Here is a 10,084-nt window from a genome sequence, read left to right as displayed (position 1 = left end):
GAAGGCTCACAGAGCTCCAAGAGGCTCGACCCGCCGAGGTGCTGTGCAACGGCGGCTACACCCTCACCCCGCTCGGCTACGACGCCCGCGAGGCCCTGCGTTCTGTCACCGAGTGGTCGCAGCGGTGGGCTGCCGAGCTTGCCGACGCCCCGCCCGCTGCCGCCGAGGGTGCCGGCGCAACCGGTTCTGACAGCGGTCCGCGCGCGGGACACCTCAGATTTTCGGCCCGTAACCACAGGACTGGAGACCACGGACCATGACAGAGTTCCCCTCACAGGCGGCGCGAAGCGCCATCGCCGCTGCCCTGGCCGAGGATCAGTCGGGCCAGGACATCACCACCGCGTGGAGCGTTCCCGAAGGCATGGCGGCCGTGGCCGAGATCCGCGCCCGGCAATGCGGCATCGCCGGCGGTCTTCCCGCGGTCGCCGAGGTCTTCGCCCAGGTCGACCCCGAGGTCACAGTGGAAGCGCTCGTCCCCGACGGCGCCCGGCTGACCGGCGACGATGTCCTGGTGCGCCTGTCCGGCTCGGCGCGCAGCCTGATCACCGGGGAGCGTACGGCGCTGTACTTCCTGCAGCTCATGTGCGGCATCGCGACGCTCAACGACCGCTACGTCCAGGCCGTGGCCGGGACCGAGGCGCGCATCCTGGACACCCGCAAGACGGCGCCGGGCCTGCGCGCCCTGGACAAGTACGCGGTGACCGTCGGCGGCGGCCGCAATCACCGGCTCAACCTCGCCGCGATGGTGCTGCTCAAGGAGAACCACATCGCCGCGGCAGGTGTCTCAGCCGCCTCGACCACTTCGGCGACGGTCATACCGAACCGGAGCGGTCCCACGCCGACAGCCGGCGCATAGGACCACTCCTCCCGTCCGGCGACTCCGAAATCGGCTTCGGCCTTGACCGCCATAGTCGCCCCTCTAGAGACACCTGAGAACTCACCGGCGCCCATCATGTCGATCACCGACCAGCAGACTGCCGGGTGCGGCCGGGCGCGAAAGGCTGTGAACTCAGCGATCGCCTCCGCCGATCATTGAACACTCCCTGGCCCGACTCCGAGGAGCGGACCCGGGCCGCCGTCGACAAGGCGTACGCGGACCAGTCCGCCGATGCCCAACCCCAGGTCGGCGAAGCGGCGTAGCCGCTACCCCGCGCGCTGACCGAAGTCAGCGCGCTGCGGACTTTGTGCGGACAGCAAAAGGCCGCCCAACCCGCTCCGCCGCAGGTCAGACGGCCTTTCGCCAGACGGTTTAGACGTTGAAGCGGAACTCCACCACGTCCCCGTCCTGCATCACGTAGTCCTTGCCCTCCATGCGGGCCTTGCCCGCTGCGCGGGCTTCTGCCACCGAGCCGGTTTCCACCAGGTCTTCGAAGGAGATGATCTCCGCCTTGATGAAGCCCTTCTGGAAGTCGGTGTGGATGACGCCGGCCGCCTCGGGGGCCGTGGCGCCCTTCTTGATGGTCCAGGCGCGGGTTTCCTTGGGGCCTGCCGTGAGGTACGTCTGGAGGCCCAGGGTGTCGAAGCCGACGCGGCCGAGGGTGGCGAGGCCGGGTTCTTCCTGGCCCATGGACTGGAGGAGTTCCAGGGCCTCGTCGTCGTCCAGCTCGATCAGCTCGGACTCGATCTTGGCGTTCAGGAAGATCGCCTCGGCGGGGGCCACCAGGGCGCGCTGCTCGTTCTTGAAGTCCTCGTCCACCAGCTCGTCCTCGTCCACGTTGAACACGTAGATGAAGGGCTTGGTGGTGAGGAGGTGGAGCTCGTGGAGGAGGCGGCCCTTCTCCGTGGAGGCCGTGATGCCCGCGTGGAAGAGGGTGTCGCCCGCTTCGAGGATCTTCTGCGCCTCCTCGACCGCCGCCAGCACCGCGACCTTCTCCTTCTGGAGGCGGGACTCCTTCTGGAGGCGCGGGACCGCCTTCTCGACCGACTGGAGGTCCGCGAGGATCAGCTCCGTGTTGATCGTCTCGATGTCGTCCTTGGGCGAGACCTTGCCGTCGACGTGGACGACGTTCTCGTCCTTGAACGCGCGGATGACCTGGCAGATCGCGTCCGACTCGCGGATGTTCGCGAGGAACTTGTTGCCCAGGCCCTCGCCCTCGCTCGCGCCGCGCACGATCCCCGCGATGTCCACGAAGTCCACTGTCGCCGGCAGGATCTTCTGCGAGCCGAAGATCTTCGCCAGGGCGTCCAGGCGGTGGTCCGGGACGCCGACCACGCCGACGTTCGGCTCGATCGTGGCGAACGGGTAGTTGGCCGCCAGCACGTCGTTCTTGGTCAGGGCGTTGAACAGGGTCGACTTGCCGACATTCGGCAGTCCGACGATTCCGATACTAGTACTCATGCCACAAACGTCCGCTCAGGATCAAGAAGGGTGGGGTCGGCCGCGACGGCAGCCCAGGCGCGCCATCGTCCACATGCGCGTATCACGGTACAGGGACCGGAGCGAGTAGATCTCCTCGGTCAGAACCAGTGCAGGCAGTGCGGGGCGAGGTCGCTCGCGAACAGCGCGTCCGCGCGGGCGGCGGCGGCCGGGTCGTGGGCCCGGATGTGGCCGGCCCGGACGAGCGTGCTCGGGCGGGTGCCGCCGAGGTAGACCGCACCCAGGTCCCGTACGTCCAGCGACAGGTCGGGCCGCCGGTTTGTGGCCACGCACTCCGCCCTGCCGTCGCGGACGGTCAGCAGGTAGCGGCCGTGCTCGCCCAGGAAGGGATCGTCCACGTCCAGCACGAGCTCCCCGTCAGTGAACCAGCCGCGCGCCGTCAGGGCACGCGGTACGTCCAGGAGGCGCACCCAGAGCCAGTCGGTGACGCCGCCGACCTCGCCGGCCCGGAGGTCCGCGAGCCGCCAGCGCAGCGGGTGCTCGGCCGGTACGTGCCGGAAGACGACCTGGGAGACCAGATCGTGCCCGAGGGCGTACCGGGCCAGGGCGGTGAAGGCCGCGTCGTCGACGGCGATGGTCTCGTCCACCGTCAGGGTGCCGGAGTCCGTCGAGTAGCTCGCGTACCCGTCCGGCGTACCGTCCGCGTCCCGGTGGACGGCCACGTAGCGAGGGGCCCGGGAGACCGGGGGTTGGCCCGCGCCCAGGTCCCACCAGCGGTGCGGCCGGGACAGCGCGCCGGGCTGCGCGCGGCGGTACCGGTCGTAGACCGCTTCCAGGATCTCGCCGCAGTCGGCCCGCCGCAGGACCTCGACCAAACCGGTGCCCCTCTCGTCCGCTTCGCCCCGCGGTTCCGCCCAGTCCGCCCTGTGCCGCGGCACCGTCAGCCGGGCCGTGGACGTCGCGGGGCCGTACCCGAACCGGCCGTAGATCCCCGCCTCCGAGGCCAGCAGCACCGACAGGAACTCGCCCCGCTCCCGCACCTCGGCGAGCTGGTGGCGCATCATCGCGCCGAGCACGCCGCGTCGCCGGTGCGAGGGCAGGACGCCGACGGCGGTCACTCCGGCGGCCGGGACGAGATTCCCGCCGGGCAGGGTGAGCTCGAAGGAGTACGCGGCGGCGGTGCCCACGGGTTTCCCGTCCGGTGCCACGGCGAACAGGCCGCGGTCCATCTCCAGCGCCGACCACCAGCGCCCGCCGTCCGCGACCGGGGTCTCCGGGAACTGCCCGAAGGCCGTGTGGACGGTGGCGACGAAGACCTCGAAGTCCTCGTCGGTCGTGGGGCGGATCTCCATCACTGCCGCTTCTCCTCGGGTTGGGAAAGGCGCCCAGCGTACGGGTGGCCCCGCGCCGGCGCGCACCGGATTACTCGTGGGCGCAGCGCAGGGTCACGGCCCCGCGGAAGTCCCCCGGCGCCATCCTCGACATCGCGTCCAGCGACGCGTCCGGTACCGGCAGCAGATGGGCGTCGACCCAGGTGTCTCCGGTCGCGCCGTTGGCCCAGGGGTCGTCGATCACCACGGCACCGGGCACGGCGCCGTGGCAGAGCACCCAGTGCGGCACCTCGAACCCCTGCATCGCGGCGAGCGAGAGCAGCAGGAGTACGTGCTCCCGCCGGCCGATCGCCTCCCGGACCGCGCCCAGGGAGAGGTGACCCGGGTCGACCGGGACTCCGATGCGCTCGGCCTCCGTACGGGACACCTGCTGGAGCACCGCGCGCCACTCCTGGTCGCCCGGGGCGAGGTGGTCGAGCATGACCGGCCGGTCCGTGTCGAGGTGGACCGTGACCTGGGACGACGGCCGGGACCGGCGCAGGGCGACGCCCAGGCCGACGGGCTCGCAGGCCATGAAGTTGGTCGCGTCGCGCCACAGCGTCAGCTCCGCCCGGCGGTCCAGAGCCTCGCGGGGCAGGACGCCCGCGTGCGCCTGCGCGACGAGGGCGGTGACGGCGCCGCAGGTGAAGTGGGTGGTCTGCCCGTAGTACGGAGGCGCGGTCACCGCGTCGCCGTTCAGCCAGCGGACGTAACCGGTGGCCGGCCCGTTCGCGCCCTCCGAATGCGAGAGCGGCGGGTCCAGGGCGGCGAAGCCCGCTGCGGCGGCTTCCTCCGGCGTGACCGTCCACCCCTCCCACTTCAGCTGGACGAGTCCCCGCTCGCGTGCGTGGGCGGCGACGGCCCCGATGACGGCCGGTACGTCGCCGACGGCGTCCACGATCTTCAGATACGCCGTGCCCGGGCGGGCGGTCACGAGCGCGGCGCCCGTCCACTCCGGGCCGTCACCGGGAACGGCAACGAGGTGCGGGGCGTGGGCGGAGCGGTCGACCGCGTCCCAGCGCTCCGCCACCTCCAGGTGCAGAGCCGGTGCGGTGCCGGGCTCGTACGGCATGAAGACGCTGTTCACGGACGGCATGGACCCTTCTTGCGGGGAGGACGGCATTCGAGTGCTCCGGAAGATCACGCGCGGGACTGCCTCAGCACCCACACGAAGTACGGCGCGCCGACCAGCGCGATCATCAGCCCCGCCGGCACCTGGGACGGGGCCGCGACGGTGCGGCCGAGCGTGTCCGCCACGCAGACCAGCGCTCCGCCGAGCAGCATCGCGACCGGGATCGCCCGGGCCTGCCGGGCGCCCACCAGGGAGCGGGCGAGGTGCGGGGCGACGAGGCCCACGAAGCCGACGACACCGACGGCGAGCACGCTGAGCGCGGCGAGCACCGCGGCGACCGCCAGCGCGGCGAACCGGGTGCGCTCCACCCTGACGCCGACGATGCGCGGGGTGTCCTCGTCGAGGGCGAGCAGGTCGAGCCGCTCCCGCATGGCCAGCAGCACGGGAAGCGCGAGCGCCAGGGCCACGGCGACCGGGACGGTGTCGGAGAACGTACGGCCGTAGGTCGTGCCGGAGAGCCAGGTGAAGATGCGGGGCGTGTTGTACGGGTCGGCGCGCAGCAGGAGGAACGTGGTCACGGCGCTGAGGCCGTACCCGACGCCGATGCCGATCAGGACGAACCGGTCGGGCAGGAAGCCCCCGCGCCAGGCCAGCAGGGCGATCACCGCGAAGGTGGCGAGCCCGGCCGCGACGGCGACCGCGACGAGCACCGCCCGTCCGCCGCCGAGCCCCGAGGTGACGACGCCCGCGGCGCCCAGCCCGGCGCCCGCCGTGATGCCGAGGATCCCCGGCTCGGCGAGCGGGTTGCGTACGGTGCCCTGGACCACGCATCCGGCGAGTCCGAGCGCCATGCCGGCGAGGACGGCGGCGGTGACCCGGGGCACCCGGTCGTCGAGGGCCGCCCCGATGAGGTCCGGGGCGGCGCCCTGGATCCAGAGGGCGAGGTCCCCGGTCTTCAGCCAGAGGCTGCCCGCCAGGGTCCCGACGAGAGCGGCCACGGCCAGCAGGACCGCCGCGCCGGTGACGACGAGGAGGTGGGCGCGCCGGGACCGTGCGGCGACCCGTGCGCGTGGGGGCTGCTGGATGCGGCCCGTGTCGCGCAGCCGGAGCGCGAGGACCACGATCACGACGGAGCCGAGCAGCGCGGTCGGCACCCCGGTGGGGATGGAGGCCGCCTGGTCAGCCCCCTGAACGGCGCGCAGGACCGCGTCCGCGAGCAGGATGAGCAGCGCGCCGAGCAGGCCGGCCGCGGGGATCAGGAGCAGGTGGCGGCGCAGCGCGCGGACGCGCCCGGCGAGCAGGCGGGCCAGGACGGGGGCGCCGAGGCCGACGAACGCCATCGGGCCCGCGAGGGTCACCGAGGTGCTGGTCAGGAGGACCGCGCAGACCACGGCGAACACCCGGGTGCTCCGGATCGGCACGCCGAGGGTGGCGGCGGTGTCGTCCCCCAGGTTCATCACGTCCAGCCGCCGGGAGAGGGCGAGGGCGGCGCAGAGGATCACGGCCACCAGGGGGAGGGCGCGTACCGAGGCGTCGATGTCGAGCTGCGAGAGCGAACCGCTGCCCCAGGCGTAGAGGCCGGTGGTGTTCTGCTTGAACAGGATGAGGAGCATCCCGGTCGCGGAGTCCAGGGCCATCGCCATGGCCGATCCGGCGAGGATGAGGCGGGTGCCCGAGGTGCCCGCCGCCCGGCCCGCGAGGAGCAGTACGAGCGCCGCCGCGGCCAGGCCGCCGGCGAAGGCGACGACGCCCGAGGCCCACAGCGGTACGGAGAGGCCGAAGGCGGCGACGAGCGAGACCGCGAAGTAGGACCCGGCCGAGACCGCGAGGGTGTCGGGCGAGGCCAGCGCGTTGTGCGTGACCGACTGGAGCACCGTGCCGGCGCAGCCGAGGGCGAAGCCCACCGCGACGCCCGCGAAGAGCCGCGGCAGCCGGGAGCCGGTGAGGATCTCGCCGACCGGCGCGCCGTCGGCGCTGTCCTGCTGCCCGGCGAGGTGGCGGACCAGGTCGCCGACGCCGACGCCCGATGTGCCCTGGGTCAGGTGCCACAGGCCGACCAGGACGGTCGCGGCGAGGAGGACCGCCAGGACGGCCGCCCCGGCGGGAGCGCCGCCGCGGTCCTTGAGTGGACGCGTGGACGCTCCCTCCGCGTGTACGGCGCTCACTTGTTGTCGAGTACGTCGACGTAGGCGTCGATCGCCTGCTCGTTGGAGCGGGGGCCGCCGGCGCCCCAGACCCGCGCCGGGAACGCGTGGGCACGGCCTTCCTTCACCGCCGGGAGCTTCTTCCAGAGCGGGTTCTTCTGGAGCGCGGCGACATAGCCGCCGGCGCCCTCGTCGTTGGCGTAGAAGAGGTTGGCGTCGCCCACCGCGACGAGTCCCTCGACGTCCGTCTGCGCGAGGCCGTAGGCGGGGTCGACTCCACCGTCGCCGTGCTCCTTGTTGACGCTGCTGGTCCACGCGGGCTTCAGGCCGAGTTCCTTGCCCAGCTCGGTGAAGAGGGCGCCGTCGCTGTAGGGGCGGACGGTGAGGTTGTTGCCCTCCAGCCAGCCGTCGAAGAAGACGAAGTCCTTGGTCGGCAGGTCGGCGTCGGTGACCTGCTGCTTCGCCTTCGCGAGGTGGGCGTCGAACTCCTTGAGCACCTGGCCGGCGCGCTCGGTGCGTCCCGTGGCCTCGCCGATCATGCTGAACACTTGGCGCATGTTCCCGATGGGGTCCTTCGGGTTCGCGCCGCGTGTGGCCAGCACGGGGACGCCCCGCTTCTCCAGCTTCTTGATCATCTCGTCCTCGGCGTCGAACGCCTCCACGACGATGAGGTCGGGCTCGGCCGCGTACAGGGTGTCGAGGTCGGGCTCCTCGCGGGTGCCGATGTCGGTCACCCCGCCGGGCAGCTTCTCCGCGCTGACCCAGGTGCTGTAGCCCTTGGCGTCGGAGACGGCGGCGGGGGTGACGCACAGGGTCAGCGCGTCCTCGACCTGCTGCCACTCCAGGACCGCGATGCGCTCGGCGGGCTTGTCGAGCTTCACCTGCCGGCCGACGCCGTCCGTGAGGGAGACCGGGCCGGTCGACGTGGTCGTGGTGTCGTCGGCACAGCTCTTGGACGCGGGGGCGGCACTGGCGCTGCTCTTGGCCGTGACCTCGTCGGCGTCGGTCGTACCGCAGGACGTGAGGGCGAAAAGGGCGAGCCCGGTCGAGGCTGCGGCCGTCAGTCGGCTGGCGCGGTTCATGGAGGGTCCTCTTTCAATTTTCGAAACGTTGCGCCGGAGCGCCGCACGGCCGCTCCGGAGGGGGTGGCGTCCTCGTCAGGAGAGGTGGCGCCCGAGGGGGTCGATGCGCAGCCGGCCCGTACGCGGGTCGAGGGCGACGTCGACGCGGATGTCGTAGACCAGGCCGATGTTCTCGGCGGTGAGCACGTCGGCCGGGGCGCCCGCCGCGTGGATACGGCCGGCGTGCATGAGGACCAGCGTGTCCGCGACGCGGGCGGCCTGGTCGAGGTCGTGGAGCACGATCCCGACGGCGAGCCCGTGCTGCTCGACGAGGTCCCGCACGAGGTCGAGCGTCTCGAACTGGTAGCGCAGGTCCAGGTGGTTGGTCGGTTCGTCCAGCAGCACGACGCCGGTGTCCTGGGCCAGGCAGGCCGCGAGCCAGACGCGCTGCATCTCCCCGCCGGACAGCTCCCCGACCTGCCGGTCCGCCATGTCCCGTACGCCGGTGACGCCCATGGCGCGGTCGACGGCGGCTCCGTCCTCGGGGGCCGGTCCGGCGAAGCCGCGCCGGTGGGGGTGGCGCCCGAACGCCACGACCTCCGCGACCGTCAGCCCCTGGGGTGCCGGCCGCGACTGGGCGAACAGGGTGACCTCGCGGGCGAACCCGCGGGGGCTGAGCAGGGCCGCGTCGCGCTCGGCCGCTCCGTCGGGGGCGCCGAGGGTGACCCGGCCGCCGTCCACCCGGTGCAGCCGGGAGAGCGCGCGCAGCAGCGTGGACTTCCCGCTGCCGTTCGGCCCCACGAGGGCGGTCGCGCGGCCGGGGTCCAGGGTGACCGAGACGCCGTGGACGACCGGTTCGCCGCCGTGGCGCAGGACCAGGTCGCGCCCGTGGAGCGCGGCCGCCGGTCCGGCGGGGCCGTCGGAGAGTCTTCCGGCACGGCGGAAGGGGCTGGTGAACATGAGGAGTCCGGGTGATCGGAGGGGCGCGGAGTGGGGCACCCCCCGCCCGGCCTTCACGGGCCGGGCCGCACGCTCTCCCGTACGCGGGCAGCACCGCATACGGGCGTACGCGGGCAGCCCCGGGCACGGCGAGCAACAACTAAGGGTTACCTAACCCGATGAAGACTATATTCCGCTTGTCAGGCAGACAATCCGGCGTTCTCGCCACCCGATACGGAATTCCGGACATCCCCGGGGGCCGCGTCCACCGCGCCGGAGAACGCGCCGGGCGTGGTCCCCATGACGCGCCGGAAGGCGGCGATGAAGGAGCTGGGCTGCGCGTAGCCGAGACGCTCGGAGACGGACATGACATCGAAACCGTCGGACAGGAGCGTCAGCGCCCGGTGCACCCGCAGCATCTGCCGCCACTGCGCGAAGGAGAGCCCGGTCGACCGGCGGAACGCGCGGGTGATCGTGCGCTCGCTGGTGCCCAGCCCCCGCGCCCACTCCTCCAGTGAGCGGCCGTCGGCGGGATCGTCCAGCAGGGCTTCGGCGATCGCGTCGATCCGGCGGTCACCGGGCAGCCGCAGCGCCAGCTGGTGCTCCGAGGGCTCGATCACGTCGAACACGACGGCCTCCGCCCGCAGCCGGGCCGCCTCGGCGAGATCCGTGCGCGACAGGTGGGTCAGCAGCGATACGAGCAGCGGGGTCATCGCGATCGCGTGGGGCTCCCCGAACGCGAACGGCGTGCGGTCGGGGGCGAAGAAGGCGCTGTGGAACCGTGCGCCCCGCGTCGCCCGGCCCGCGTGCACCACTCCGGCGGGCATCCAGAGCCCGTGCCCCTCGAAGACGGTGAAGACCCGGTCGCCCACCCGGGACGTCAGCGTCCCGCCGCGCACCCAGACGAGTTCGTGGAGCCGGTGCGCGTGCCGGGTCCACTCCGTGGGGGCGGGGACGATCCGGAACTCGGCGACGACGGCGCCGGCGTCCGGCACCCGCTCGGGAAGCGCCCCGGCCCGGCGCACGACCGTGCCCGCCTCGCGCCGCCACAGCCCCGGGCTCACCTCACCACGGGACGACGACCGGACCATACGGGCGAGTCTAAGAACTCGTAACAAGATCTTGTCGATTGGCCCTGGTCGGGGGTGACCGATGTAATGATCCGGCCGGTGGCGTCGTGT

Annotated in this window: 8 protein-coding genes and 1 pseudogene; 2 read left to right on the top strand and 7 right to left on the bottom strand. The window is 72.6% G+C overall.

Annotated elements, in window-relative coordinates:
- Together ACLQ2N_RS35815 and ACLQ2N_RS35810 are read left to right on the top strand one after the other, a co-directional pair.
- Positions 1-260, top strand: a pseudogene (locus ACLQ2N_RS35815) (hypothetical protein); the annotation flags it as partial.
- A complete protein-coding gene (locus tag ACLQ2N_RS35810) occupies positions 257-856 on the top strand; it encodes a nicotinate-nucleotide diphosphorylase (RefSeq protein WP_425819956.1) in 600 nt (199 codons plus the stop codon). The pseudogene ACLQ2N_RS35815 and the gene ACLQ2N_RS35810, both read left to right, overlap by 4 nt.
- Positions 857-1,249: 393 nt before the next feature.
- On the opposite strand, the gene ychF is transcribed toward ACLQ2N_RS35810, so the two are convergent.
- The 7 genes from ychF to ACLQ2N_RS35775 form a co-directional block, all read right to left on the bottom strand.
- On the bottom strand, positions 1,250-2,338 hold the full coding sequence (ychF, locus tag ACLQ2N_RS35805; RefSeq protein WP_425819954.1) for a redox-regulated ATPase YchF: 1,089 nt from the start codon (positions 2,336-2,338) through the stop codon (positions 1,250-1,252).
- Between the two features lie 119 nt (positions 2,339-2,457).
- On the bottom strand, positions 2,458-3,669 hold the full coding sequence (locus tag ACLQ2N_RS35800; protein WP_425819952.1) for a GNAT family N-acetyltransferase: 1,212 nt from the start codon (positions 3,667-3,669) through the stop codon (positions 2,458-2,460).
- A 70-nt stretch (positions 3,670-3,739) separates the two neighbouring features.
- A complete protein-coding gene (locus ACLQ2N_RS35795; protein WP_425819950.1) occupies positions 3,740-4,783 on the bottom strand; it encodes a peptidase C39 family protein in 1,044 nt (347 codons plus the stop codon).
- Between the two features lie 44 nt (positions 4,784-4,827).
- The gene (locus ACLQ2N_RS35790; RefSeq protein WP_425819948.1) at positions 4,828-6,924 is read right to left on the bottom strand and encodes an iron ABC transporter permease; all 2,097 of its coding nucleotides are present in this window, start codon (positions 6,922-6,924) and stop codon (positions 4,828-4,830) included.
- Complete coding sequence (locus ACLQ2N_RS35785) at positions 6,921-7,985, bottom strand: ABC transporter substrate-binding protein (protein WP_425819946.1); 1,065 nt, start codon at positions 7,983-7,985, stop codon at positions 6,921-6,923. Before ACLQ2N_RS35785 ends, ACLQ2N_RS35790 begins: the two co-directional genes overlap by 4 nt.
- Before the next feature lie 75 nt (positions 7,986-8,060).
- Positions 8,061-8,924 carry an ABC transporter ATP-binding protein gene (locus tag ACLQ2N_RS35780; protein ID WP_425819944.1) on the bottom strand — a complete coding sequence of 288 codons (864 nt, stop codon included), beginning with the start codon at positions 8,922-8,924 and terminating at the stop codon, positions 8,061-8,063.
- Positions 8,925-9,103: 179 nt separating this feature from the next.
- Positions 9,104-9,994: a helix-turn-helix domain-containing protein gene (locus ACLQ2N_RS35775; protein WP_425819942.1), complete on the bottom strand. Its 891-nt coding sequence runs from the start codon at positions 9,992-9,994 to the stop codon at positions 9,104-9,106.
- Between the last annotated feature and the right edge of the window lie 90 nt (positions 9,995-10,084).

Origin of the sequence: Streptomyces sp. DT224, assembly GCF_049844595.1 — a bacterium.
Taxonomy (GTDB): Bacteria; Actinomycetota; Actinomycetes; order Streptomycetales; family Streptomycetaceae; genus Streptomyces.
Note: the sequence above shows the minus strand (reverse complement) of the source record. Positions and strands in the feature narration are given on the sequence as shown.